General features: G+C 34.1%; 28 protein-coding genes and 1 other annotated feature. Of the genes, 19 read left to right on the top strand and 9 right to left on the bottom strand.

Annotation, left to right across the window (positions count from 1 at the left end):
- The first annotated feature begins 33 nt into the window (after positions 1 to 33).
- Positions 34 to 1,068, top strand: a complete 1,035-nt coding sequence (hydE, locus tag EDD66_RS08215; protein WP_207667764.1) for a [FeFe] hydrogenase H-cluster radical SAM maturase HydE — start codon at positions 34 to 36, stop codon at positions 1,066 to 1,068.
- A gap of 367 nt (positions 1,069 to 1,435) precedes the next feature.
- Here the strand turns inward: hydE and EDD66_RS08210 are convergent, their stop codons facing one another.
- The 5 genes from EDD66_RS08210 to EDD66_RS08190 form a co-directional block, all read right to left on the bottom strand.
- Positions 1,436 to 1,882, bottom strand: coding sequence for a GNAT family N-acetyltransferase (locus EDD66_RS08210; RefSeq protein ID WP_123609096.1), 447 nt, complete (start codon positions 1,880 to 1,882; stop codon positions 1,436 to 1,438).
- A gap of 21 nt (positions 1,883 to 1,903) precedes the next feature.
- Complete coding sequence (locus tag EDD66_RS08205) at positions 1,904 to 2,671, bottom strand: GNAT family N-acetyltransferase (protein ID WP_123609095.1); 768 nt, start codon at positions 2,669 to 2,671, stop codon at positions 1,904 to 1,906.
- A 92-nt stretch (positions 2,672 to 2,763) separates the two neighbouring features.
- Positions 2,764 to 3,441, bottom strand: a complete 678-nt coding sequence (locus EDD66_RS08200; protein ID WP_123609094.1) for an HAD family hydrolase — start codon at positions 3,439 to 3,441, stop codon at positions 2,764 to 2,766.
- Positions 3,442 to 3,601: 160 nt separating this feature from the next.
- Entirely contained in the window at positions 3,602 to 4,456 is an 855-nt protein-coding gene (locus tag EDD66_RS08195) for an NmrA family NAD(P)-binding protein (RefSeq protein ID WP_123609093.1), read from the bottom strand.
- Positions 4,457 to 4,483: 27 nt separating this feature from the next.
- The gene (locus EDD66_RS08190; protein ID WP_123609092.1) at positions 4,484 to 4,906 is read right to left on the bottom strand and encodes a pyridoxamine 5'-phosphate oxidase family protein; all 423 of its coding nucleotides are present in this window, start codon (positions 4,904 to 4,906) and stop codon (positions 4,484 to 4,486) included.
- Positions 4,907 to 5,040: 134 nt separating this feature from the next.
- Here EDD66_RS08190 and EDD66_RS08185 point away from each other — a divergent pair, with 134 nt between their 5' ends.
- The gene (locus EDD66_RS08185) at positions 5,041 to 5,973 is read left to right on the top strand and encodes a helix-turn-helix transcriptional regulator (RefSeq protein WP_123609091.1); all 933 of its coding nucleotides are present in this window, start codon (positions 5,041 to 5,043) and stop codon (positions 5,971 to 5,973) included.
- Positions 5,974 to 6,117: 144 nt separating this feature from the next.
- Here EDD66_RS08185 and EDD66_RS08180 read toward each other — a convergent pair whose 3' ends face one another.
- Positions 6,118 to 6,654, bottom strand: a complete 537-nt coding sequence (locus EDD66_RS08180) for an ECF transporter S component (RefSeq protein WP_123609090.1) — start codon at positions 6,652 to 6,654, stop codon at positions 6,118 to 6,120.
- A 327-nt stretch (positions 6,655 to 6,981) separates the two neighbouring features.
- Here EDD66_RS08180 and EDD66_RS08175 point away from each other — a divergent pair, with 327 nt between their 5' ends.
- The 9 genes from EDD66_RS08175 (at position 6,982) to argF (ending at position 15,306) form a co-directional block, all read left to right on the top strand.
- Complete coding sequence (locus EDD66_RS08175) at positions 6,982 to 7,428, top strand: RrF2 family transcriptional regulator (protein ID WP_123609089.1); 447 nt, start codon at positions 6,982 to 6,984, stop codon at positions 7,426 to 7,428.
- A gap of 180 nt (positions 7,429 to 7,608) precedes the next feature.
- The gene (locus EDD66_RS08170; protein ID WP_123609088.1) at positions 7,609 to 8,556 is read left to right on the top strand and encodes a metal ABC transporter substrate-binding protein; all 948 of its coding nucleotides are present in this window, start codon (positions 7,609 to 7,611) and stop codon (positions 8,554 to 8,556) included.
- Between the two features lie 32 nt (positions 8,557 to 8,588).
- On the top strand, positions 8,589 to 9,386 hold the full coding sequence (locus tag EDD66_RS08165; RefSeq protein WP_123609087.1) for a metal ABC transporter ATP-binding protein: 798 nt from the start codon (positions 8,589 to 8,591) through the stop codon (positions 9,384 to 9,386).
- 18 nt (positions 9,387 to 9,404) lie between these two features.
- On the top strand, positions 9,405 to 10,244 hold the full coding sequence (locus EDD66_RS08160) for a metal ABC transporter permease (RefSeq protein WP_123609086.1): 840 nt from the start codon (positions 9,405 to 9,407) through the stop codon (positions 10,242 to 10,244).
- A gap of 102 nt (positions 10,245 to 10,346) precedes the next feature.
- Complete coding sequence (ytvI, locus tag EDD66_RS08155; RefSeq protein ID WP_170164295.1) at positions 10,347 to 11,474, top strand: sporulation integral membrane protein YtvI; 1,128 nt, start codon at positions 10,347 to 10,349, stop codon at positions 11,472 to 11,474.
- A 72-nt stretch (positions 11,475 to 11,546) separates the two neighbouring features.
- Positions 11,547 to 11,987, top strand: coding sequence for an NfeD family protein (locus tag EDD66_RS08150; RefSeq protein ID WP_123609084.1), 441 nt, complete (start codon positions 11,547 to 11,549; stop codon positions 11,985 to 11,987).
- A 3-nt stretch (positions 11,988 to 11,990) separates the two neighbouring features.
- Positions 11,991 to 12,917 carry an SPFH domain-containing protein gene (locus tag EDD66_RS08145; protein ID WP_123609083.1) on the top strand — a complete coding sequence of 309 codons (927 nt, stop codon included), beginning with the start codon at positions 11,991 to 11,993 and terminating at the stop codon, positions 12,915 to 12,917.
- Between the two features lie 146 nt (positions 12,918 to 13,063).
- Positions 13,064 to 14,257, top strand: a complete 1,194-nt coding sequence (locus EDD66_RS08140) for a patatin-like phospholipase family protein (RefSeq protein WP_123609082.1) — start codon at positions 13,064 to 13,066, stop codon at positions 14,255 to 14,257.
- Between the two features lie 113 nt (positions 14,258 to 14,370).
- On the top strand, positions 14,371 to 15,306 hold the full coding sequence (gene argF, locus EDD66_RS08135) for an ornithine carbamoyltransferase (RefSeq protein ID WP_123609081.1): 936 nt from the start codon (positions 14,371 to 14,373) through the stop codon (positions 15,304 to 15,306).
- 141 nt (positions 15,307 to 15,447) lie between these two features.
- Here argF and EDD66_RS08130 read toward each other — a convergent pair whose 3' ends face one another.
- Positions 15,448 to 16,155, bottom strand: a complete 708-nt coding sequence (locus EDD66_RS08130; RefSeq protein WP_123609080.1) for a hypothetical protein — start codon at positions 16,153 to 16,155, stop codon at positions 15,448 to 15,450.
- A gap of 324 nt (positions 16,156 to 16,479) precedes the next feature.
- On the opposite strand from EDD66_RS08130, the gene EDD66_RS08125 reads away from it, so the two are divergent.
- From EDD66_RS08125 to dusB, 7 genes are all read left to right on the top strand, one after another.
- Positions 16,480 to 17,844: a citrate/2-methylcitrate synthase gene (locus EDD66_RS08125; RefSeq protein WP_123609079.1), complete on the top strand. Its 1,365-nt coding sequence runs from the start codon at positions 16,480 to 16,482 to the stop codon at positions 17,842 to 17,844.
- Positions 17,845 to 17,925: 81 nt separating this feature from the next.
- Complete coding sequence (locus EDD66_RS08120) at positions 17,926 to 18,906, top strand: biotin--[acetyl-CoA-carboxylase] ligase (RefSeq protein WP_123609246.1); 981 nt, start codon at positions 17,926 to 17,928, stop codon at positions 18,904 to 18,906.
- Between the two features lie 80 nt (positions 18,907 to 18,986).
- Positions 18,987 to 19,670, top strand: a complete 684-nt coding sequence (locus EDD66_RS08115) for a LiaF transmembrane domain-containing protein (protein ID WP_123609078.1) — start codon at positions 18,987 to 18,989, stop codon at positions 19,668 to 19,670.
- A gap of 23 nt (positions 19,671 to 19,693) precedes the next feature.
- Entirely contained in the window at positions 19,694 to 20,041 is a 348-nt protein-coding gene (locus tag EDD66_RS08110) for a DUF6145 family protein (RefSeq protein WP_123609077.1), read from the top strand.
- 71 nt (positions 20,042 to 20,112) lie between these two features.
- Positions 20,113 to 20,418, top strand: coding sequence for a Dabb family protein (locus EDD66_RS08105; protein WP_123609076.1), 306 nt, complete (start codon positions 20,113 to 20,115; stop codon positions 20,416 to 20,418).
- Positions 20,419 to 20,430: 12 nt separating this feature from the next.
- A complete protein-coding gene (locus EDD66_RS08100) occupies positions 20,431 to 21,201 on the top strand; it encodes a type III pantothenate kinase (RefSeq protein ID WP_123609075.1) in 771 nt (256 codons plus the stop codon).
- Between the two features lie 38 nt (positions 21,202 to 21,239).
- Positions 21,240 to 22,223, top strand: a complete 984-nt coding sequence (gene dusB / locus EDD66_RS08095) for a tRNA dihydrouridine synthase DusB (protein WP_123609074.1) — start codon at positions 21,240 to 21,242, stop codon at positions 22,221 to 22,223.
- A gap of 32 nt (positions 22,224 to 22,255) precedes the next feature.
- Here dusB and EDD66_RS08090 read toward each other — a convergent pair whose 3' ends face one another.
- Positions 22,256 to 23,470 carry a pyridoxal phosphate-dependent aminotransferase gene (locus EDD66_RS08090; protein ID WP_123609073.1) on the bottom strand — a complete coding sequence of 405 codons (1,215 nt, stop codon included), beginning with the start codon at positions 23,468 to 23,470 and terminating at the stop codon, positions 22,256 to 22,258.
- Positions 23,471 to 23,552: 82 nt separating this feature from the next.
- Positions 23,553 to 23,793: a binding site (T-box leader), on the bottom strand.
- 54 nt (positions 23,794 to 23,847) lie between these two features.
- Positions 23,848 to 25,092: a 6-phosphofructokinase gene (locus tag EDD66_RS08085; RefSeq protein WP_123609072.1), complete on the bottom strand. Its 1,245-nt coding sequence runs from the start codon at positions 25,090 to 25,092 to the stop codon at positions 23,848 to 23,850.
- Between the two features lie 360 nt (positions 25,093 to 25,452).
- Between EDD66_RS08085 and asd the strand changes: the two genes are divergently transcribed.
- Entirely contained in the window at positions 25,453 to 26,538 is a 1,086-nt protein-coding gene (asd, locus tag EDD66_RS08080; protein ID WP_123609071.1) for an aspartate-semialdehyde dehydrogenase, read from the top strand.
- The last annotated feature ends 189 nt before the right edge of the window (positions 26,539 to 26,727 follow it).

Raw genomic sequence — 26,727 nt, 5'->3', positions numbered from 1 at the left:
AGTATGATGATTTTATTTGCTCTGGAGGAGAATATGCTGGTAGAAAAACTAATAAAGGAACATTGTTTATCCAAAGAAGAATATATAGAACTTTTAGATAATTATACTGCTGATACTATGGAAAAGTTGCGCGTGGAAGCGGATAGACTGAAAAGACAATATTATGGAGATAAGGTCTTTACCAGAGGGTTGATTGAATTTACAAATTATTGTAAGAATAATTGCTATTATTGTGGAATTCGTTTAGACAATAAGAATGCTTCCAGATATCGACTGACCGAGGAAGAGATACTGCTATCCTGCAAAACGGGATATGATTTAGGGTTTCGTACCTTTGTATTGCAAGGTGGAGAAGATCCTTATTTCACAGATGATAGAATGGTAGAAATTATCAAAGAGATTAAATCATTATACCCAGATTGTGCCCTGACTTTATCTATTGGAGAAAGAAGTCATGATACATACAAGAGGTTTAAAGAAGCCGGAGCGGACAGATATCTTCTTCGCCACGAAACTGCAAATGAAGAACATTATAATAAATTGCATCCGGAAAACTTAAGTTTAAAATCCAGGATGGAATGTCTATATGATCTAAAGAGCCTGGGATTTCAGGTTGGTGCAGGATTCATGGTAGGTTCACCATATCAGACAAACGAAACTTTAGCAGAAGATTTAGTATTTTTAAAAGAATTAGATCCGGATATGGTAGGCATTGGACCTTTTTTGCCAAGTCATGATACTATTTTTGCAGATTGTGAGAAAGGCAGTGTAGAAAAGACTTTACTTTTATTATCTATCATCCGGATTATCTTACCGAAAGCATTAATTCCAGCAACTACTGCTCTTGGGACAGCAGATCCAAAAGGGAGAGAAAAAGGTTTATTGGCTGGTGCCAATGTGGTTATGCCCAATTTATCACCAGTAACGGTTCGTAAAAAATATTCCTTATATGATGATAAAATTTGTACGGGAGAAGAAGCTGCAGAATGCCAGGGATGCTTAACCAGACGTGTTGCCAGTGTAGGATTTCAGCTTGTATCAGAGCGTGGGGATGTTTATAGAGATTAATAATAATACGCCTTGCCTATAGAAGTTTTATAGAAATAGAAAAGTGCTATATAGCGCTTTTCTATTTAATTTAGTCTGTGAGGCAAGGCTGATATAGATATATATACAGCCCCTATAATAGTCATTTCTATTCCCACGAGCATTAACTGGATTGAGGTTTTAGCTAGCTTTAAATTACTTAGTATAGCTATAGTTAGAAGTGTAGTAGTGAATGCAACAAGAATATCCATAATTCTCTCTTTCTTTTGATATATTAGTCTAATTTCTTTTAAGGTTCATTCTTTTTTCATTCCAAATCCTAACTATATAGTTCCTGATTGGGGATAACAGGGTGATTGCCTGAATCAATAAGATGCTTTCTGTATCATTAATTCAGTTCTTTTTTCAGATATATCATATCTACAAGTTGTAGCCCACACTCATAAATAGGATGGTCATAATTGTCAATAAAGAAGTTTTTAATTCGGTGGGATTTTATGAATCCACAAGATTCATAGAAGGGTATGGTAAGAGGGCTGTCCCCGGTTCCAACGATCAGTGTTTTACATTTGCCCCTATAGTAATTTTCAATATAATTTATTAGTGCTTTTCCATATCCTTTCCCTTGATATATTTCATAGGTAGCGATATTTTTTATTTCATATGTGTCATCGTTTTCTTTTGTCACCACGCAAATACTTTTTAAATCATCATCATATAAAGCAAACATATCACCTCTTTCAAGGTATTTATCTATCATACTTTCTTGCTCATCTGCCAATAACAGTAAATCAAGAAATTTCTTTTTATTATTTTGTATTTTTTTAATGTTCATAGCTAAACCTCTGCCTTTAAATTACTTCAGGTAAGTATGAGAATTTATCTCTTTTACTCTATACCAATAAGTATAATCTTTAGTGAAGCCCATAGATTGATATAAATTTTTAGCCGCGTCATTCTCAGAAGCTACTTGTAAATACCCACTTTTTGCCTGATATTTTTTACTTTCGTTCATTATAGCTTTACAGATTAAAGTACCATATCCTTTGCGTCTATAATTCTCGTGAATACAGATATCAAATAACCCTATTTTTTTATCTTCAAGGACTCCCAGGCCGCATCCTATCATTTTATTGTCTTCGTTTATACTGGCACATATTATTGGATTTTTAATATTTGATAACATTGTTTTAGCGGTTTGCTGTTTTAATCTATCTGTTGTACCATTTAGGCTTAAAAAGCCATTAAGCCAATCCTCAGTCATCTTGATACTTATGTCAACCATATCTGTTTTACTGAATTTATCTTGGCTTATACTACAACTCATAATATCGGCTTGTTTTAAAATTTTATAATTATGTTTATCGAGAATCTGATCCAGATCATCATGAATCGGTTCTGCTAATTTATATACTACTGGCAGCCCAAGATGGACATACTTCTGTTCACAGTATTTAATTTTTTCTTCAATATTTATCATTGAAGTATATAGAGGATTGATGGAGTTGGCTCGATATGTATAACCATTTGAAAACCTCAGGATCCAGCCATCATATAGCTCTGTCAGTATTGCAGGGAAAGCATTGATTGCAAGCTCTTCCATTCGAATTATTTGTTCTTTCATATTCTGTATCCTCCTGTTGATTGATGTTCCTATGTTCATAGACCGACTATTACAGTTTACAAAAATCATATGATTTTGTCATACAATAAGGCTTAAATAATTTCAAGAACCTCAGTAAAATCAGAAATGTGATAATCAGCATATAGAATGATTTTCCTGTAATGAATATCATCTTTCTTTTGTAAGTATTCAGTAAATATAGTACTTATTCCAAGTCCTTTTGCACCTTTTAGTTCGTCGGAACCTCCATCTCCAATGAAAAAGCTTTGATTTGGAGTGGTACACATGACATCTAATGCTACTTTATAGATTTGTGGTTCAGGTTTCAAATAACCTATTTCATAAGAAAAAATTACATTATCAAAATATGTACTTAGTATTGAATCATTCCAATACATAACATCTATGGTGTCAGCATTGCTTATCAGACATAATTTTATGCCCATTTGCTTTAATGCTTTTAAGGTTTCTAAAATCTTTGGATCCACGTTAGTTAATGCATTCTTCATTCTTGATAATCGTAGTTTAAGTATCTCTTCCTTTTGGAACTCATTAATTTCTTTAGGAATTATATTTACTATATCATTAATAATTTCTTCAGGACTCATATAACAAGTGGCTCTTTTGGAATACAGCTCCTTGGACTCTGCATAGGATTCCCATTCATCAGGTGTCATCTCAAGTATATCGTTTTCGTTTTTTTCACTTGAATAATCAGGATGAATTAATGTATGAAATAAGTCAAAAAATATTACTTTTTTATTGTCCATTATTGTTTCTCCATAAGCTACTCTGTATAAATTCGATTTCATTCATAATAATACATTATTTGCCAAGTATCAAGATAAATTTATAGCCCGTCTATTCAATCAATATGAATGACGGGCTATGGTAATGTTTGAGACAAGTATACTTAATGGAGTTATAAGATCATATGGCATTTATTAAATACTTTTTGAAATCTGTAGAAAACGAAATAGGATTGACAGCTTCATTCTTTGTTTTTCCATCAATAACTGCCTGTGTCATAAGTATAAGATTTTTAGCTCCATTTTCTGAAAAGCCGGCTTGCATCAAAGTAGTTTTCCAATCCTGGGGCAGCACTTGCTGTAATGCAACATTCCGACGTAGTACATCTCTATATATTTCAGCTATATCTAAAGAACTATAGAGCTGTGGTCCTGTTATTTCATATATTCTTTCTTGTTTGGCTCTACAGATCATTACCTCTGATAGAAATTCAGCAACATCCGTTGGCGCAATCATAGGTAATTTCATGTCCGGTGGGAAAAAAGTTGGCAGTATTCCATATTCCTTAACCAACTCTAAATATCCAATCCAATTGCTGAAATAATAAGCTGGTCGAATATAAACCTGTTCAATCTTAATATCATTAAATGTATGTTCTAACATATATGAAGCCATTAGATTCCCGGTTCCTGATTTGTGCTGAGCTCCCATAGATGATAATCCAACAATCTTAGTAATACCAGAGGATAAAACAGCCTCTCTGTAATTGTTTAAAAGTATTTGAATGTCCTTTAATAAATTCTTACTTTCAGGATTTTCAGGTGTTAAGAAAAACACTGAGTTTCCGCCATAAAAGGCTTTCTTTAAAGAATCTGGATCTGAATAATCAGCAGTAATGACCTCAACGCCCTTACTCGTTAATTGCTGTGCTTTTAAACTATTTCGAACAATAACTCTCACCGGTTGCCCTTTTTTTAAAAGATTGTCAACAAGCATTGAACCTATCCGCCCGGTTGCACCTAATACTATATTCATGTTAGCTTTCTCCTTTCTTTAAGATTATTAGAAATTGATTTTACCCCTTTTATCAATATCTAAAATCACGGAAGCTTCATTAAAATGTATCTCATAAAGTTCTAATGCTCGTCCGGCTTGCTCTATAATAGCTTCATAATTGGGAAGCTTTTTGACAAAAACGTCTTTTAAATCAAAAATAGTCAATTCACTTTTTTGAACGGTACCATTACCTATGCGAATTTGTTCACTTGATCCATGTGGAATAGTAGTTAACGCAATTTTATTATTTTTATCAAACTCCTGTATTTTAGTACAATTTTTGAATGTAGCAAAATATATAATCCCATTTTTTAAAGTATCATAATAAAAGTTTACAATTCTTACATTTGGCATATTATCTATTGATGTTGCTAAAGCTATTTCATTGGTAGTTTCCATTATCCTATCAAATTCTTTTAAAAAATCCATTGGTTTTCTCCTTTTATAAAAAGTTATTTATATATCTTAAAAGCTATATACTAATATATTCTAACATGAAACCTTGACATCAGTATGTCATGGTTTTATAATTAAATGAAAATATTTAGTTAAGGTGCATAGAAATGAAGATTGATAGATTAATATCCATAATTATGGTATTGCTTGAGCGTAAAAAGATCAGTGCAACAAAATTGGCAGCAATGTTTGAAGTTACACCGCGAACTATTTACAGAGATATAGATACGATAAATCAGGCGGGCATCCCCATAGTAACTTATCCGGGAGTCAATGGGGGCATCGGTATCCTGGAAGAGTTTAAAATAGATAAGAAGCTATTTACTACTTCTGATATCACAACACTTTTAATTGGACTTGGAAGTATATCCTCAACGTTGTTTGATGATAAAATTGTTAATACACTGGCTAAAGTAAAAGGACTAATTCCAGATGGGCAAAAACAAAAAATTGAATTAAAATCAAACCAAATATCAATTGACCTTACATCCTGGTCCGGGAATAAGAATTTGCCTCCAATACTTGAAGAAATTAAACATGCATTAGATCATAATCAATTGATATCCTTTCAGTATTATGACCGGGATGGCAATAAAACCAATAGAAAAATCGAACCTTACCGATTAATATTAAAAGAGGCAAACTGGTACTTATCTGGCTATTGTACATATAGAGAAAACTTTCGTATATTTAAGCTATCTCGTATAACCGGGTTTAAAATACTAGAAGATACTTTCGTACCAAGAGAATATAATCCCCAGATATCAGGACCATCGGAAGAATCAGGCAAAAGAATTGTTACTATAAAGCTGCTGATTGATGAGTCCATTAGAGACAGGGTGGTAGAATATTGTGGTGATGAGAATATAGAAACTTATAAGGATAATAAATTGGTTGTCCATTTTCCTTTTATGGAAGATGATTATGGTTATAATCTTTTACTCAGCTTTGGAGACAAATGTGAATGTTTAGAACCTGAAAATATAAGAGAAGAAATCATAAGAAGAATTAATAAATTATCATTAATATATCAGCAATAACACAATATTGTAATTCTTAAAGACAGGTTTAAATTAGATTGATTGGCAGGTAAAAAGCCTTGTTGATCATAAATTCATGGCTGGGAAAGGCAGCACACTAAATTATTTCACAAGGCTTTGTATTGTGGTCAATCCATATCTGAATTAAGCTTCACTTGATAATAAAGACTTAATATATGGTGATTTTACTAAGAAAGGCATTAACAGGCTTGATACGATGATCCCAAAAATATTTTGTACAATATTTGCTGGAATTCCAGTAGCAGCAGCTAAAATATTATTACTGATGAAGAGAGCATCAAATGAGAAATATCCCAAGGTCACGACTATCCCGCCACCAACGCCAGCTGCCATAACTGCCAATGTTCTATTGGTTAATTTAGAGGCAAGGATTGAATAAATGGTACCGCCAACAATTGCAGCAATTCCTTTGATCAGCAATGTTGCAATTGCATATTGGGGATATCCGGATAACAAGTCGGCCAGCATAGATCCAATTCCGGCTGCAAGTAAGCCATAAACAGGTCCAAGAATTATTCCGGATAAAAGAACTAAACCATCCCCTAAGTGAATGTATCCACCAGTTGGAGAAGGTACCTGAATGATCATAGTTGCGATACAACACATTGCGGCCATTAAAGCAGCCATTACGATTTTTCTTGTTTTATTATTTGTTATCATTTTGAAACCTCCCTGATAAATTTTATTTATTTTCTTGATTTATATATAATTTTTAGAATTATTTTAATCTGTTTATTCTTGTTGATAAATATATAACAACATTGGTACTTTTAAAAGTGCCAGTTATTACAAATATAACAGTGCCAGAATCAAATAAAAAATGATAACTTGAAAAAGATTAATAAATTGGTATAATAGTGATAAGATAGATAAAAAAATAACGAACTTTAGATGGAGAAAAGTGTAAACTGGAAACGTTTTCACATTTAAAGAATTTGTTAAATAAAATCAAGGGAATTTGATCTGACTTGGCTTGGAGGGAGAAATATGAAAATATCAACGAAAGGAATTTATGCGATAGAAGCTATGCTGGATTTAGCTATGTATAGTAAGAACGGAGTAGAAAGCCTGAAAAACATAGCAGAACGCAGAGCGATGTCGGATAAATATCTTGAACAGATTATCGGGGCTCTTAGGAAATCTGACCTGGTATCCAGTGTAAGAGGAGCGGGTGGTGGATATCAATTGGCAAGAGCACCGGAAGAGATTACTGTGTTAGAAATTCTACAATCTGTAGAAAATAATCTTTTACCTATGGAATGTTTAGTGGATGAGGCAGAATGTGAGAATAATATTAATAAATGTGCCATGAGATCATTTTGGAAAAGGATCTGGGATGAAATCCATCAAATAACAGATAAAATCACCCTAAAAGATTTGATGGATGAAAGTGAGAAATACATAAAAAACGGATCAATAGAATATTTTATATGAAGAGAAAAACTAAGATTGAATTCTGATAAGGGTCATTCTTGGTTTTTTTCTTTTGTTGACAAGAATTTTGAGTTACAATATACTTAAATGAAAACCATTTGCAAGTAGCGATGATTAAAAATACCGTAATATGGAAGAATATAACATAAGAAAGCATGGAAAATACGAGGAATTCTGCTTATGAGGAGAAAATTATTAATTTTAGCTGGTATTATGATTGCAATGTCAGCCATTAGTGTTGCATTCACATCATTAACACGCACAACTTTTAATACTCAGAAAAATAAGATAACAGTTGTAACATCTTTTTACCCAATCTACGTTGTAACTAAGAACATTGTTTCTGATATAGATAGTATCGAACTGATTAATTTGGCAGAGAATCAAACAGGCTGCCTCCATGATTACCAGTTAACAACTCAAGATATGAGAAAACTCGAGAATGCAGATATATTTGTAATAAATGGTGGTGGAATAGAGGAGTTTGCAACAGATATTTTGAAAAGTTATCCAAATATTAAAGTAATTGACTCCAGCACAGGGGTTGAATTTCTTTCTTCTACACAAGAGCATAGTCATGAAGAAGAGGAGCATGAGGAAGAGCATGAACATGAAGAATCGAATCCGCATATCTGGCTGGATCCCGGTAATTATAGAAAGCAAATTGAGAATATTAAAAATGGACTTATTAAATACGACAAGGAAAATGAGAAGAAATACAGCGAAAATGCATATGATTATGGAGAAAAGATCAAAGAGCTTGAAAGTGAATTGGAAGGTGAATTAAAAGCTCCCAAGAATAAAGATATTGTTATATTCCATGATTCATTTGCATATTTAGCGAAAAGACTGGGACTGAATGTAATTCATACTGTAAACATAGAATCGGATACATCTTTAAGTGCAGGAGAGATCGCGGAAGTAATTGAAGAAATAAATTTGCACAAGGTTAAAGTACTGTTTTCAGAAGAACAATACAGTAATGACACCCCATTGAATATAGGCAAAGAAACAAATTCTAATGTGTATGTGATTGATAGTCTTGTGATTAATGATGGAGATGAAAATTCTTATATTGAAGGAATGAAAAAGAATATCAAGACTTTAAAAAAAGCTCTCTATGAATGACAGGCAGGAATATTTGGTTTGGAGGATAAATTATGGAAAAAACAAAATTTAGCAGAGGGCAGAAAACATTAGTACAGGCAAAGATAACCCCTGCCTTAGCTTGCGGCCTTCATTGTATAAAGATCATAGATTATGGAGTTAAAATAGGTACAACCACCATACTTCATAATGTAAACCTGCATATTCATTGCGGAAAATTAACTGCTATCATCGGCAGAAACGGTGCAGGAAAAAGTACATTAATGAAAGCTATCTTAGAGGAACTTCCACATGAGGGCAGAATTGAATTTAAAAATATGAAGAGCCAACGCTCAGAAAAATTGAGAATTGGATATGTTCCACAGAATATTAATATTGCAAAAAACACGCCTACAAGTGTTTACGATCTGTTTGCAAGCTTTATTAGTAATTCACCCGTGTTCTTATTTAAAAAGAAAAGATTATACCGGATAGTCAAAGAGCAGCTTAAAATGTTTGAAGCAAGTGACTTGATTGATAAAAGTGTATGTGACCTATCCGGAGGTGAGCTGCAAAGAGTATTGCTATCCATTGCTGCCATGCCAATTCCCAATTTATTATTATTAGACGAGCCTATTTCTGGTGTCGATCGCAATGGCATGGAATTATTTTATACTACAATTGATCATCTGAAAAAAAATTATGATTTAGCAGTTCTACTTGTATCCCATGACCTTGATTATGTGGCAAAATATGCAGATCATGTAGTGCTCTTAGACGGCACTATAATAAAAGAAGGAACCCAGAAAGAAGTATATGAGAGTGAAGAGTTTAAGAAAGTGTTCGGAAATGTTTTGCTAATGAACAGCTAGAAAGGACGTGCTTATAAAATGAATGAAATATATGAAATACTTGAGAATATATTTCCATATACATGGATAGAGTACGATTTTATGAAAAACGCTCTCATAGCTGTTTTAATCATTACTCCTCTATTTGGAATCCTTGGAACAATGATAGTGAATAACAGGCTGGCTTTTTTCTCAGAGGCACTTGGCCACTCGGCGTTAACGGGTATTGCCATTGGAGTTATATTAGGTATCTTTGATACGAATCTGTCTATGATCATTTTTGCAATAATATTTGCTTTATTTTTAAACAAAATAAGAAGAAAGAAAGCAATTGCTACAGATACAATTATTTCAGTTTTCTCCAGTTTCAGTAGCGCGATTGGCTTAGTAATTCTATCAAGAGGAGGCAATTTTTCCAAATATTCAAGTCTCTTGGTGGGAGATATTTTAAGTATAACGAATCTTGAGATTTTATATCTGGTCATTATATTTATCGTTACTCTGACATTTTGGTGCTTATGCTTTAATAAACTTCATGCAATCAGTGTAAATGAAGCTTTGGCAAGAAGTAAGAACATACATGTAAATCTGATCGATAACATATTTGTAATACTTATCGCATTTATTGTTATGTTTTCTATTAAATGGGTTGGAATATTAATTATAAATGCATTATTAATTCTGCCAGCAGCAAGCAGCCGTAATCTGGCTTCAAATATGAGGGAGTATCATTTGTTTTCTGTATTAATTTCTTTGTTTTCGGGAATCCTTGGACTGATTCTCTCTTATTACAACAATACAGCAACAGGTCCAACTATAGTTATTATCGCATCTATTTTCTTTTTCATTACATTAGGGATAAGTGGAAAAGTGAAATAAATTAGAATATCATTAAAGATTCAGAATCTTATTTACTTTAAGATAAACTATATTATAATAGTATTAAGAATAGAAAAAGGAAGAATGGTGGTGGAAAGTAAGATGAGAGAACGCAAATTATATATAAAGGCGATACTGAATTTATTCATTGCTTTAATTACTTTTCTAATTATTATCTATGCAGTACCAAAGCTTTTAGGGTTTTTCATGCCATTTGCAATTGGGTGGATAATCGCTATTATAGCCAATCCTATGGTAAAGTGGCTTGAGAAGAACGTAAGAATCGTACGGAAACATAGTTCAGCAATTATAGTAATCGGAGCAATAGTCATTATAATCCTTGTTCTATATTATGTTATAACAATCCTGGTCAGAGAGTGTGTGAATTTAATCCAAGACCTTCCAATTATTTATGTAGAGTTTGACAGACAGCTACAATCCGCCGCTAAAAGTCTGGATGGACTATATAAAATGTTGCCTGAAAGTTTACAAGGAACAGTTAACAGCTGGAATCAAAATCTGGGAGTGTATATTAGCGATATTGTTAAAAGTATTAAAATCCCTTCCATCAGTACGGCAGGGTCTATCGCAAGAAATGTAGCTGAGATTTTCTTTATGACCATTATTACAATTCTTTCAGCATATTTCTTTATTGCAGAAAGAGAAAATCTGACTGCATATATGAAAAAGCATACACCCAGATCAGTTCAAGAAAAATACACATTTGTGATGAATAATTTTAAATTAGCAGTTGGTGGTTATTTAAAAGCACAGTTAAAGATAACATTAATTATGATGGTAATTGTATTTATTGGATTGGAAATACTGAGAGTAGATTATTCTTTCTTCATTGCGTTTATTGTTGCTTTTATCGACTTACTTCCTATCTTTGGTACAGGAGCTGTATTCTGGCCATGGGCACTATTTGATGCGTTATCAGGGAACTATGTCAGGGCAATCGGAATTATGGTAATCTATTTAATCTGTCAGGTCATAAGACAGGTGCTGCAGCCTAAAATGGTTGGAGACAGTATTGGAATCAGCCCATTCATGACTTTAGTATTTATGTATATTGGTTATAAATTTCAAGGCATCCTTGGTTTGATCCTTGGATTACCAATTGGTATGATTATTGTAAATTTCTATCATGCAGGAGCTTTTGATGGAATCATTAATACAATAAAAATGATTATTGATGATATTAATAATTTTCGCAGGATGGATAAATAAGATGGGAAATGCCAGTTTGCAATAATTTGGTAAATAGGATAAAATAAGAGTAAAGAGAAGGGAAGGGAGCATATGGAAGCAGTATATTGGTTAATACTTTTAGCAATATTAATAGTAATTGAGATTGCTACCCTGGGACTTACAACTATATGGTTTGCAGGAGGTGCTTTAGTCGCTTTCGTTGCAGCTATGCTGGGGGGCAATGATTTTATTCAGATCGTTTTATTCTTTGTAGTTTCATTTGCATTATTATATTTTACAAGGCCAATAGCAGTAAAATATTTAAATGCCAATCGTACCAAGACAAATTATGAAGAATTAATTGGTAAAGAAGCAAAAGTAATTACTAAAATTGATAACTTTAATCAAAGCGGTTCAGTAATGGTAAATGGGCTGGAATGGACAGCCAGAACAAAAGAAGATGGAAAAATTATCTTACCGGATACAAAAGTGACAATAGTTAAAGTAAGCGGAGTTAAATTGATCGTTACGGATAATAAGGAGGATTTATAAGAGATGGCAGGTAATATTGTATTAATCACATTTGCAGTAATTATTTTATTAATCTTAGCAACAAGCATACGAATTGTACCACAGGCACAAGCTTACGTTGTAGAAAGACTTGGTGGATATCAGGCAACCTGGAACGTTGGGCTGCATTTAAAGGTTCCATTTATTGACAGAGTTGCAAAAAGAGTACTGTTAAAAGAGCAGGTAGTAGATTTCGCCCCACAACCGGTTATTACAAAGGATAATGTAACAATGAAGATCGATACAGTAATATTCTTTCAGATAACGGACCCTAAACTTTTTGCTTACGGTGTGGAACGTCCTATTATGGCAATTGAAAACTTAACTGCTACGACTCTTAGAAATATAATCGGTGATCTTGAACTTGACCAGACACTTACTTCCAGAGAGGTTATTAACACTAAGATGAGAGTATCTCTTGATGTGGCAACAGACCCTTGGGGGATTAAAGTAAATCGTGTTGAGCTTAAGAACATCATTCCACCGGCAGCAATCCAGGATGCAATGGAGAAACAGATGAAGGCAGAACGGGAACGAAGAGAAGCAATTCTTCGTGCAGAAGGTGAGAAAACATCTACAATACTTGTAGCAGAAGGTAAAAAGGAATCAGTCATTCTAGAAGCAGAAGCAGAGAAGGCAGCAGCAATCCTTCGTGCGGAAGCACATAAAGAAGCAACAATCCGTGAAGCAGAAGGTGAAGCACAAGCAATCTTAGCATTGCAACAGGCCAATGCAGATGGTATCCGATTCTTAAATGAAGCTGCGCCAGGGAATGCAGTCCTTCAGTTGAAAAGCCTGGAAGCATTTGCCAAGGCAGCAGATGGTAAAGCAACTAAAATTATTATTCCTTCTGAAATTCAAGGAATCGCAGGGTTAGCGAAATCATTAGTAGAAGTAGGCAAAGAAGAATAACATTAGCAGAAGGAGTATTTTTACTATGATAAATAGTGAAAATGCTCCTTTTTTGAATTACATGATTACTTTCAATATATACTACAAATAGAAACTTAATAGTTTTGCAATTACCTATTATCTATTGGATAAAAAGGGGTGATAAATTGAAACAGAAAATCGATTTTGAGAAAGAATATGGAGTTGTTTTAGAAGGTGGGGGAGCGAAAGGTGCTTATCAAATAGGAGTTTGGAGGGCATTGCGTGAATATGGGATTAAAATCAAAGGAATATCCGGAGTATCTGTTGGTGCATTAAATGGTGCCCTGATATGTATGGATGATTATGAAAAAGCTAAATCATTATGGGAGAATATTGCATATTCCCAGATTATGAATGTTGATGATATTAAGATGGATAACCTTATAAAACGTAATCTTTCAGAAGTATCCTTAAGTGAATTAAGAAAAGACACAACAAAGTTTCTTATAGACAAAGGTATTGATGTATCGCCACTAAGAGAATTAATCAAAAGTCATATTGATGAGGATAAAATCAGGAGTTCTCCCATTGAATTAATTATTAGTACATTTTCGGTTTCTCAAAGAAAAGAATTGGATATTAACGTAAAAGAATTAGAATCCGGGTTAATCTGTGATTACCTCATGGGGAGTGCCTATTTTCCGGCTTTTAAAAAAGAAAAACTCCATGGACAAAAATATTTAGATGGCGGGGTTGTGAATAATGTACCGATTAATCACTTAATTAGCAGAGGATATAAGGATATTATTGTTATCCGTATCTATGGGATGGGGCTTGAAAAGAATGTGAAAATTCCAACAGATGTGAATGTAATAGAGATTGCACCAAGAGTGGATTTAGGTAATATATTGGAATTTGATCATAGAAAGAGCAGACGGAATATCAAGATCGGATATTATGATGGACTTCGTTCCATGAGAGATCTGGCTGGGAAAAATTATTATATTGAGGGAACCCACTCAGAAGATTACTATGCAAAATTATTAACTCAGATCAGTATAAAATCTTGTGAGAAACTATTCCATTTATATCGGATAGAAATTACCAATCCATCCCTTTTTATAAGAATATTATTTGAAGAGGTGTATCCATTACTGGCGAAAGATCTAAAGCTGGAAAAAGATTGGAGTTATAAAGAGTTATTTTTAACTATGGTAGAAATATGTGCAAGAAGAATAAAAATTCAAAAATATCAAGTATATACAGAAACAGAATTATGCAGTTTAGTCCATAAATTAAGAGAAAAAATAGAATTAAAACAATCTGATGAGATAACATTAGTAGATGCCCTGTTGGACTTAATTGAAGACTTGAATTAAGTTTCACTTTATTAGTTGACAAAACACAAGATTAATAGTAATGTATAAATAAACATTTAACAGTATAAATATTAATACTTAAATACGATAGTCCAGCTTGGGAGGTTAATAATATGAATTTAAAAGGAAGAAGTTTTTTGACACTTAAGGATTTTACTTCACAAGAGATAGAATATCTTGTAGATTTAGCAGCTGAATTAAAAGAGAATAAGAAAAAGGGCATTACAGGAAATCATTTAAAAGGAAAAAATATTGCCCTTATTTTTGAAAAACCTTCTACAAGAACAAGATGTGCATTTACAGTAGGGTGTATTGATGAGGGTGGTCATCCGGAATATTTAGGTAAGGATGACATTCAATTAGGGCATAAAGAAAGTGTAGAGGATACTGCAAAAGTATTAGGAAGAATGTTCGATGGTATAGAGTTTCGGGGATTTAAGCAGGACACCGTGGAAAAGCTGGCAAAGTACAGTGGAGTACCAGTTTGGAATGGCCTTACGGATACTTACCATCCAACACAGATTTTAGCTGATTTTCTAACTTTGAAAGAAGAATTTGGGTTTCTAAAGGGCCTGAATCTTGTATATGCAGGAGACGGCAGAAATAATATGGCAAACAGCTTAATGATTGGATGTTCTAAAGTAGGCATTAATTTTACCATATTAGCTCCAAAATCTTTATGGCCTGCAGATGAATTACTAAACGTTTGCAAAGAATATGCAAAAGAATCCCAGAGTACAATTACCATATCTGATCAGTTAGAAGCAGTAAAAGGAGCTGACGCTATATATACGGATGTCTGGTGCTCCATGGGAGAGGAAGACCTTGCGGCAGAACGTATTGCTCTTTTAAAACCTTACCAGGTGAATAAGGAGTTATTCCAAATGACAGGTAATGTGAATACTATTTTCTTACATTGTCTGCCGGCAGTAAAAGGAAACGAAGTAACAGAAGAAATCTTCGAAAAATTTGACAGAATAATATTTGATGAAGCAGAAAACCGTATGCATACTATTAAAGCTGTTATGGTTGCGACTTTGGGGAATTGATGATTTTTGTTATTCAGATATGACGCTACAAGCCTCTAAATTAAGAAAAATGCAAGTCATCGACTTGCATTTTTCTTAAGAGTCTTGACTCAACATGAACACCATCCTCGGCCGGACGACACCCAAATGATTATTATTCCGCTAGAATGCATTCCAGAAAAACACGAAAATGAATACGCATCCCCAGGCATTTTCTGTGATTTCTTTTACCATTAACATTCCATAGATTATAATTAATACAGTAATCATCTCAATGATATTCCTTGGTGTTACACCTATCATTCCATGTATAAGAACGCACATTATAGCACAAATAATAGCTCCGTGATTGAACCATCTATTTTTATTTGGATATCTTTTATTGATCTTATCGCAGATAAATACATAGTTAAATCCTTCAAAAAACCCCCAGGCTGCTGTGACCAATACCAGTCCTATAATATTTACAGGAAAACTGCTTTCTAATACTTCTCTTGTCACCCATACAGACTGAAATGGTAAATAATAGAGCACCTGATCTGTGGCAAATAAAAAGATAAGATGGGGCAAGAAACATAGTGTGCTAAAAAGTATTGAAAGGAATGCACCTTTCTTTTTTAATCCATAGGTAAAAAAGTTTTCTTTCCTAAGAACTGCAACTAATGTAATCCCCAGACCGGCAGTACCAAACTGAAATAATGTGCTTACAAATGTTCTTAGTAATATATGTGTAGTTATATCATTTACAAAAATCATGATTTTATTTTGGAATACTGTATATAGACCAAGAATTATCAGGGCAGAGGCTAATATTATGTAAAGATCCTTATCTATTCTCTTTTGTTCAAATGTTAATTTGTTTTCTTTCAAAATAATCACTCCTATTCATAAGTGCCGATGTAACCCGATAAATATTATATCGGCAGATTGATAAATCTTAATTACATTAGGGGACTATGAAATTTTCACCATTTTTCGACTCTCTTTTTAAATTATCAGCTGAATGTGGTTCTTCACCTATAATCGTATCACCTATTCTAATTTCATATCCTCCTGTATTGAATCCTAAAATGAAATAAACTTTGGTAAAATATCAAATTTGTGGTATACTTAAGAGGTGTAACTGTAAATAAGGACAAAGTTAAATTACATGTAATGTTATTTGGGCTTGTCATTTTTGAAAGGAGAGATTTTATGCAAAATAACTATTCAGAAATAACACCAGAGATAATAAAATTAGCAGAACTTTGCAGAGAAAATAGTCAAGTGGATCCAGAACTTTATGGAAAATATGAGGTGAAAAGAGGTCTGCGTGATATTAGTGGAAAAGGAGTACTTGCAGGATTAACAGAAGTTTCTGAAGTCCGTTCTTATTCCATCGTTGATAGTGATCTAGTACCTTGCGAAGGTAAATTATATTACAGAGGAGTAGATATAGAAGATATTGTAGGTGGTTTCATAAAAGAAAAGAGGTTTGGTTTCGAAGAAACAGTATATCTTCTTTTATTTGGAAAATTACCGAACGAAGGCCAGTTAGATGATCTGATGAAACTTTTAGCAGATTATAGAACTTTACCAACAAGTTTTGTAAGAGATATTATAATGAAAGCACCAAGCCCTGATATGATGAATACTTTAGCAAGAAGTGTCCTGACACTTTATTCTTATGATGATAAGGCAGAGGATACGTCAATATCAAATGTGCTTCGCCAAAGTTTACAACTGATTGCCCTATTCCCAGTGCTATCTGTATATGGATATCAGGCATACAGCCATTACCATGACGGCAATAGTCTGTTTATTCACGCTCCAAAGCCAGAACTTTCTACTGCAGAAAATATCCTGCATTTACTTAGAGCTGATAGTAAATATAGTGAACTAGAAGCTAAGATTCTTGATATCGCTCTTGTATTACATGCAGAACACGGCGGTGGTAATAACTCCACATTTACCACTCGTGTAGTAACATCCTCTGGTACAGATACGTATTCTACCATCGCCGCAGCTCTTGGCTCTTTAAAAGGACCAAAACATGGCGGTGCCAATATTAAAGTAGTTAAGATGTTTGAAGATATGAAGCAAAAGGTAAAAGATTGGGAAAATGAAGATGAAGTAAGACAATATCTTGTTGACTTACTCAATAAGAAAGCATTTGACAATGCCGGCTTAATTTATGGAATGGGCCATGCAGTCTATTCTATCTCCGATCCTAGAGCTGAAATCTTTAAAGGCTTTGTCCAGAGCTTATCTGAAGAAAAAGGCTTGAATAAAGAATTTAAGTTATATTCCATAGTTGAACGTCTGGCACCTGAAGTGATTGCCAAAGAAAGAAAAATCTATAAAGGCGTTAGTGCAAATGTAGATTTTTACAGTGGTTTTGTATATAGTATGCTTGGATTGCCTCTTGAGTTATATACACCAATTTTTGCAATTGCAAGAATTGCCGGATGGAGCGCACATCGTTTAGAAGAATTAATTAATGAAGGTAAAATAATAAGACCGGCTTATAAGAGTGTAGCGAAACATTCAGAATACAACCCATTAAATGATAGGAAGTAGGAGAAAATAAATACTTCACATATAAAGTTTGTGCCAGATATAAAGAAAACAAGTTTGAATATCGTTGGTTTGGAGAAATATATGAAAAAAGAAATCCTCAAAATACTTAAAAATAATAAGGAATATGTTTCAGGGCAGGAATTATGTAAGGGCCTGGGAGTATCCAGGACAGCTGTATGGAAAGTAATGAACCAGCTAAAAGAAGAAGGTTATGAAATCGAATCGGTTTCCAAGAAAGGATATAAGCTATTAGACAAGCCGGATATCTTATCCAGGGAAGAGATTGAGAGCCAGATGGATACAGAAGTTTTTGGGAAAAAGGTAGTGTATTTTGACGAAATTGACTCCACCAATATATATGCTAAAAAACTTGGAGAAGAAATGGATTCCCATGGTATTTTAGTAGTCGCTGATCGACAGATTCAGGGAAAAGGCAGAAGAGGGAGAGATTGGGATTCTCCAAAAGGCTCAGGTGTCTGGATGACACTGGTTCTAAAGCCCGGTATAAAACCTGCGGATGCTTCAATGATCACTCTGGTTGCCGGACTGTCCGTCTGTAAGGCAATTCAAAAACTATACGGCGCAAATTGTTTAATCAAATGGCCCAATGATATTGTAATTAATGGAAAGAAGATTTGTGGTATTCTAACGGAAATGAGTACAGAGTTTGATTATATCAATCATTTAGTTGTTGGAATTGGAATTAATATAAACACAATGGAATTTCCTGAGGAATTAAAACTGACAGCTACTTCAATAGAAAAAGAATGCGGCAGCAGAGTTCTTCGTTCTGAATTAATCGCGGCTATTATGAAAGAATTTGAACTAAACTATAATATTTTTATGGAAACATGTGATCTCGAAGGACTAATGAAAGATTATAATAAATATTTGGTCAGTATAAATAAAGAGGTAGTTATTATAGAGGCTGGGCAAAAATACGAAGCTATTGCACTTGGCATTAATAAAAATGGAGAATTACGTATAAGAACAAAGGATGGAGAAGAAAAGAATGTATTTTCAGGAGAAGTTTCCGTTCGTGGAATTTATGGATACATATAATTTAACTTGCCATTTTTTGCTATATGGCATATAATATTGCATAAACTATAGTAGTTAAATTTTTATTAGGAGGGGTATCTATGAATAGATCCTTGTCAGGTATCATTATAGGTCTGATATTTATTGCACTAGCGCTTTCCATTGTTTTAAAAGCATTTGGATATGATTTTGATATCTTCTTTGATGGATGGTGGACTTTATTTATTATCATACCAAGTTTTGTAGAGCTATTTCACAGAAATAACAGAACTTCTGCAGTGATCGGGTTAGGTGTAGGTATATTGCTGTTACTTTCTGCTCAGGATATTATTGAATGGCAGATGTTTGGTAAATTAATGATCGCTCTTATTTTTCTAATGATTGGTCTTAGTATGATATTCAAGAGAACGTATAAACCACATCAATTTAATACAGAATATGCTTCTAATTCAGGAAATAAAAATTATTCCGCATTCTTTGGTGGAAGAAATATACGTTTTGATAATCAGGAATTTACAGGAGCATCAATATCAGTTGCCTTTGGAGCAATAGAAATGGATCTTAGAAATGCAATTGTTACATCAGATGCGGTAATTGATGCTTCGGCTGCATTTGGAGGAATTGACATTTTTGTTCCAAGTAATGTTAAAGTGGAAGTGGATTGTACACCAATACTTGGCGGCGTAGAAAATAAAGCAAGTACACCAACAAGTTCAGATGGAAGACAGATTCCGGTATTATATATTAATGCCACTTGTATTCTTGGTGGAATTGATATTAAATAGTATTTATAACAAAGGAGAAGAGCATGTATCAGGAGAATATCGTTTTGTGCGCTTCCAGTGCTTATGAACAGAAATATTTCTTAAATGAAGATTTTAATGGTCTTCCAGAAGCAATCAGGGATGAACTTAAAGTAATGTGTGTTTTATATACGGAAGATATCGGTGGTATATTAACATTAGAATATGAAGAAGATGGAACACTGATATTTCAAGTATCCTCCGATGAAGGTGATTTGCTTTTTGATGAGATTGGAAGTGTTCTAAAGATAAAAGAGCTACAGAAAAATAAAAAAGAACTTCTGGAATCTTTAGAATTATATTATAAAGTATTTTTTTTAGGAGAAGATGCAGATAATATAGGAGACAGGTAATTGGGAAATCATTCAATTTTCTGGATTTCCCAGTCATCTAAATTATATTGAAAGAAGAAAGGAAGCAAAAGATGGTAAGACATGTTGTTCTGTTTGAACTTGCAAAAGAAGCGGAAGGTAAGAATGCTTTAGAAAATGCAGAAATTATTAAGGAAAGTTTATTAGCACTTCAAGATACGATAGATGTGATTCAGAGAATGGAAGTTGGAATCAATAATAAAGATGCAGACGATACTAACTTTACTCTTTGTCTAATTGTAGATTTTGAGACATTTGAAGATTTAAACACTTATGTAGTACACCCTGAGCATAAAAAGGTCGGCGCTTATATCGTCAAAGTAAAAACTGGCAGAGCTTGTGTTGACTATATAATATAATGAGGTGAACTTATGTTATTAGTAGTAGATGTTGGCAATACAAACATTACGCTGGGATTATTTCAAGAAGAGAAACTGCTTGCAACCTATCGGATGACAACAACCATGCCAAGGACTTCCGATGAATATGGAATCTTTTTAAGAGATATCCTGTTGATTAAGAATATTCAGATAAAAGAGATAGAAGATGTCATCATTGCATCTGTTGTTCCAAATATTATGTGGTCTTTAACAAGCGGGATCATCAAATATCTGGAAATAAAACCAATGATTGTTGGAGTAGGAACAAAAACGGGTATTAAGATAATTACCGGAAATCCGAAAGAAATTGGCACAGATCGTATTGTAGACGCGGTTGGCGGCTTGGAATTATATGGTGGACCAATTATTGTTATTGACTTTGGAACGGCTACCACTTATGATCTTATTTTAGAGGACGGTTCATTTGCAGCAGGTATCACCAGTCCGGGAATTCGTATTTCTGCCAATGCATTATGGAGGGAAACTGCAAAACTGCCGGAGATTGAAATAGAGAAGCCCAAATCTATCCTTGCAAAAGATACCATTACCAGTATGCAGGCAGGGCTGATATATGGTTGTATTGGACAGACAGAATATATCATTAATAAGATAAAAGAGGAATCAGGAATTCATAATCTTAAAGTAGTTGCTACCGGCGGACTTGGTAAAATTATTTCTGACTCTACGGATACCATTCAGATCTATGATCCACATTTGACCTTAAATGGACTTCGCCTGATCTACAATAGAAGTAAAGGATAAAGGTTTTTACAGAAGAACCTTAAGATATAGGAGAACAAATGAATCTACAAATAGGTAATATTAAGATAAATGGAAATCTTATATTGGCACCTATGGCAGGGGTAACTGACCTGCCATTTCGTTTGCTGTGTAAAGAGCAGGGTGCTGATTTAATATATACAGAAATGGTCAGTGCAAAAGGAATTCTTCATAACAATAAGAATACAGATAGCTTATTAGAAGTAAAGGAAGAAGAACGCCCGGTATCACTTCAGCTTTTTGGAGCAGATCCAAAGATTCTTAGTGAGATGGCAAAAAAGATAGAGAATCGGAATTTTGACATTTTAGATATCAACATGGGCTGTCCTGTTCCAAAAGTAGTGAATAATGGAGAAGGTTCAGCATTAATGAGAAATCCTAAATTAATTGGTGAAATTGTGAATAAAGTAAGCAGAGCAATCAGTAAACCACTTACTGTAAAGATACGCAAAGGATTTACGGGAGATGAAGTAAATGCAGTTGAAGTCGCAAAAATTATCGAGGCCAATGGTGCAAGCGGAATTGCAGTACATGGAAGAACCAGAGAACAATATTATAGTGGGAAGGCAGACTGGGATATTATCAGACAGGTAAAAGAGGCTGTTTCTATTCCTGTAATAGGAAATGGAGATATCTCTACTCCGGAAGATGCCATTGCTATGATAAATGATACCGGCTGTGATGCTCTAATGATTGGAAGAGGGGTAAGGGGAAATCCCTGGCTCTTTCATCAGATTAAGGCATATATGGAAACGGGAGTTTTGGAAGATAAGCCAACGGTAGACCAAGTGATTGACATGATAATGCGTCATGCTGAACTTCAAATAGAATTCAAAGGTGAATTTATTGGAATCAGAGAAATGAGAAAACATGTTGCCTGGTATACAACAGGATATCCAAAATCATCTAAATTAAGAAACCGTGTGAATGAAATAGAAACAATGGATCAATTATATAAATTAATGGAAGAGTATAAAGTGGCACTTAATTCAGATGCGGTTTGAACCACATCTGAATTTCATCTTGCCTTTCCTATCTAACCTTGATATCCCTGTAAGAAATCAGCCAAACGATTTGTTGCATCTTTTAATATATTAATTTCAGGTAAATATACAACTCTAAAATGGTCAGGAGCATTCCAGTTAAATCCAGTACCCTGAACCAATAAAACTTTCTTTTCTCTCAGGAAATCCAGTGTAAATTTTACGTCATCTGTGATATTGAACTTTTTAACATCTATCTTAGGAAAGACATAAAAAGCTGCCTTTGGCTTCACTGAGCTTAACCCTGGAATATCATTTATAGCTTTATGTATAAATTCTCTTTGTTCATAGATTCGGCCACCAGGTAATAATAGTTCATCAGTTTTTGGCTCTTGTGATAGTGCTGTCTGAATAATATATTGTGATGGTACATTAGAGCAAAGTCTCATGGAGGAAAGAAGATTGATTCCTTCAATATATCCTCTTACTCTTGATTTATCCCCACTTAGGCACATCCATCCACTGCGGAATCCTGCAACTCTGTGAGATTTTGATAAGCCATTGAAGGATACGACAAAAAGATCAGGTGCCAGAGAAGCAATGGAAGTATGCTCTAAACCATCCATCACTAAACGGTCGTAAATTTCATCTGCAAAAATAATAAGATTATTCTGTCTGGCTATTTCAACAATTTCTTCTAATACTTCTTTTGGATATAATGCTCCTGTGGGATTATTTGGATTAATTATAACAATTCCTTTTGTTCTATCTGTAATTTTATTCTTAATGTCCTGAAGATCTGGATACCAGTCTGCCTGCTCATCACACATATAATGAACTGTTTTTCCACCTGCCAGATTTACTGCAGCAGTCCATAGAGGATAATCAGGTGCAGGAATCAGCATTTCATCTCCATTATCAAGCAATCCCTGCATTGCCATAACGATTAATTCACTTACGCCGTTTCCGGTATATATATCATCAAGACCAACATTAGGTATATTCTTATATTTACAATAGGACATAATTGCTTCCCTTGCTGGTAAAATACCTCTGGAATCAGAATATCCTTCTGCATTGGTAAGGTTAAATGACATATCATGTATAATATTATTAGGGGCATGAAAATGAAATGGAGCCGGATTACCAATATTTAGTTTTAATATATCTTCCCCCCTTGCTACCATAAGATTCGCTTCGTCCATCACCGGTCCGCGAATGTCGTAGCATACGTTATCAAGCTTTTTAGATTTTTCAAATGTTCTCATAATATTGATCTCCTTCCAATGATATGTTCCAGGCTCACCTGATAAAACACGGAATTAAAAAAGCCCTAAGCTAAAAATTTTAGCTTAGGGCGAACCATCCAGTCCGTGTTACCACCTAATTTCAGAGTATACTCTGCTCTCAATCAGTACTTGCATACTGTTTTCCTTTTAACGGTGGAAACTCCGATGAAGCCTACTTAAAAAAATATGTTCGGTTCATAGCTCAAAGACTGCTTCCATATTCACCCCATAAAGATTTGCACCCACCATCTTCTCTCTGCCATGGTCAATAAATATGTACTCTTTCTTATCATCGCTTTTTCGTTTTCGCCAGTATAGCACCAATTTATGGATATGTCAATAAAGAAGTAGAATAATTATTTTTTCTTTATAAGGTGATCTACAGAAAGGTATACAGGAAGTCCATCAATATATTTTATTGGTGCTTCTCCTTGAATTAGTGGTTTTATATACTCGATTAATTCATTTGTGATATCATTCCCGGCTTCATTGATCCAGTCAATAGGGATTTTCTTTTCAAGATTAGCCACCTCATTAATAGGGATTGTTCCATATTCTACTGTGTAGGGGAAATTACTTGTGCGGTTTAAAGTTACCATTACACCTGACTCATCTTTTAGAGCCGCATCTAAACCATATTGCCCCAATTGAAAAGCTTCTTCTATATCAGTGAGGGAAGAGGAATGAGCTGCGCATCGCTGTAATACATTCAGCTCAATAGAACGGACTTTACATCCTATGGTGTGCTTAATTAATCCTTCCAGATATTTTCCTGTTCCACTTAACATAACATGGCCAAATTGATCTGTTTTGGCTGATTCAGCAGATATATAGGTACCTGCAATATCCTTTACCCCTTCTGATACAGCAACGATAACATGCTTTCTTCTTGTAAACTCCTCTTTAATATCTGTTACAAACCTGCCTGTAGAAAATGGTTTTTCAGGAAGATAGATTAAATGGGGAGCAGCACTGTACTCATTTCTTGCCAAGGCAGCAGCAGCAGTTAACCATCCTGCATTACGCCCCATTATTTCAATAATAGTTACACTTTCAATATCATATATATAAGTATCATGGGCAATTTCAAGAATGGAAGCAGCAATATATTTTGCGGCAGAACCGAAACCGGGAGTATGATCGATACATTCTAAATCGTTATCGATTGTTTTAGGAATACCAATGAATTTAATATCAGAATTAATAGATTTACCATAAGAGGATAATTTATCGACAGTATCCATAGAATCATTACCACCGATATATAAGAAATATTTTACACTATACTTTTTCAATGTTTGAAATATAATAGAGTAGTCAGATATATTTTCCGTAAAATCAGAAAGCTTATAACGGCATGAGCCAAGGTACATTGCAGGTGTGGTTTTCAACTGTTGAATGGTTGAATCATTATCTTTAAAAATATCCGTTAAATTTAATAGATTGTCATCAATAACTCCTTGAATACCATTAATCGCGCCATATATTTGATGTATATTTGTTCCATTTAATGCCTTCTCAATCACGCCTGCTAAACTAGCATTAATTACTGTAGTAGGGCCACCGGATTGGGCAATAAGACAATTTGCTTCTGATTTCATATGTAACCTCCTAGATTTCAAACATTGTTAACGTAGACATAAGCAGACATATGATATCAGATATCCATAAATATATCAAGTTTATAGAGGAATTTAAGAGATAAAAAGTTACAGTTCAGCCATAAGCTTGATTTCGCTTTGCTACATGGCGGAACTGTAACATAAAAATAAACAAACAATTTTTGTGAAAGTTATTTAACTTAACTATTATAACCAAAATAATTAATAATATAAAAAAATGGTTGCATTTTCGAGAAAAAAAGTGTAGTATACTTACAAGAAAGACAAATGTGCGCCACACAAGAACAAAATGCTTTGTTTGTGGCAGGACGAATAATAATAATTATATGAGGTGAAGAAATGAGCAGTAAATTAAGAGTAGGTATCCTTGGGGGTACAGGTATGGTAGGTCAACGTTTTATATCATTATTAGAAAATCATCCTTGGTTTGAAGTAGTAGTGGTTGCAGCTAGTCCAAGAAGCGAAGGAAAAACTTATGAAGAGGCAGTGGGAGACCGTTGGAAGATGGCTACACCTATGCCTGAAGCAGTGAAAAAATTAATTGTTAAAAATGTAAATAATGTAGAAGAAGTAGGTAAAAATATAGATTTCGTATTTAGTGCAGTAGATATGACAAAAGAAGAAATCAAAGCGATAGAAGAAGCGTATGCAAAAGCTGAAATTCCGGTTGTTTCAAATAATAGTGCTCATAGATGGACACCTGATGTACCAATGGTGGTGCCGGAATTAAACCCGGAACATCTTGATGTGATTGCTGATCAGAAAAAACGTCTTGGAACAAACAGAGGGTTTATTGTTGTTAAACCAAATTGCTCTATTCAAAGCTATACTCCGGCCCTCCATGCATTGAAAGAGTTTGGACCTAAAGTAGTAGTAGCTACTACTTATCAGGCAATTTCCGGGGCGGGTAAGAATTTTAAAGATTGGCCGGAAATGATTGATAATGTAATTCCATTTATCGGTGGAGAAGAAGAAAAGAGTGAACAGGAGCCACTTAGAATCTGGGGTAAAGTTGAAAATGGCCAAATTGTAAAAGCAAATGCACCATTAATCACAACTCAGTGTATTCGCGTTCCAGTTTCAGATGGACATACCGCTGCTGTATTTGTAAGTTTTGAAAAGAAACCTACAAAAGAACAAATTTTAAAAGCTTGGGCGGAGTTCAAAGGACTACCTCAGGAACTTAACCTTCCAAGTGCTCCAAAACAATTTATTAAATATTTTGAAGAAGACAATCGCCCACAGGCAAAACTGGATAGAGACTATGAAAATGGTATGGGTGTATGTTTTGGCAGATTAAGAGAAGATACTGTATATGACTATAAGTTTGTGGGTCTGTCTCACAATACAGTACGTGGTGCTGCAGGCGGTGCAGTTCTTATTGCTGAATTACTAAAAGCTCAGGGATATATTACTGGGAAATAGTTTGCTGTTAATATGACGCTTTGCCTTTTGAGTATATAAAAGCCTTGTAATATAAATAAATTATTTGGGCTGCCTTTCCCTCGTGATGGTAAGTTTCTTACAAGCCTCTAAGATGATAAAAATGTAAGCATTGGGCTTACATTTTTATCAGAGTCTTGACCAAACTTGAACACCATCCTCGGCCGGTCG

The sequence above is a fragment of the Mobilisporobacter senegalensis genome, assembly GCF_003752155.1.
Classification (GTDB): Bacteria; Bacillota; Clostridia; order Lachnospirales; family Lachnospiraceae; genus Mobilisporobacter; species Mobilisporobacter senegalensis.
The sequence above is the reverse complement of the archived record's forward strand: the minus strand, read 5'-3'. Positions and strand labels throughout refer to the sequence as shown.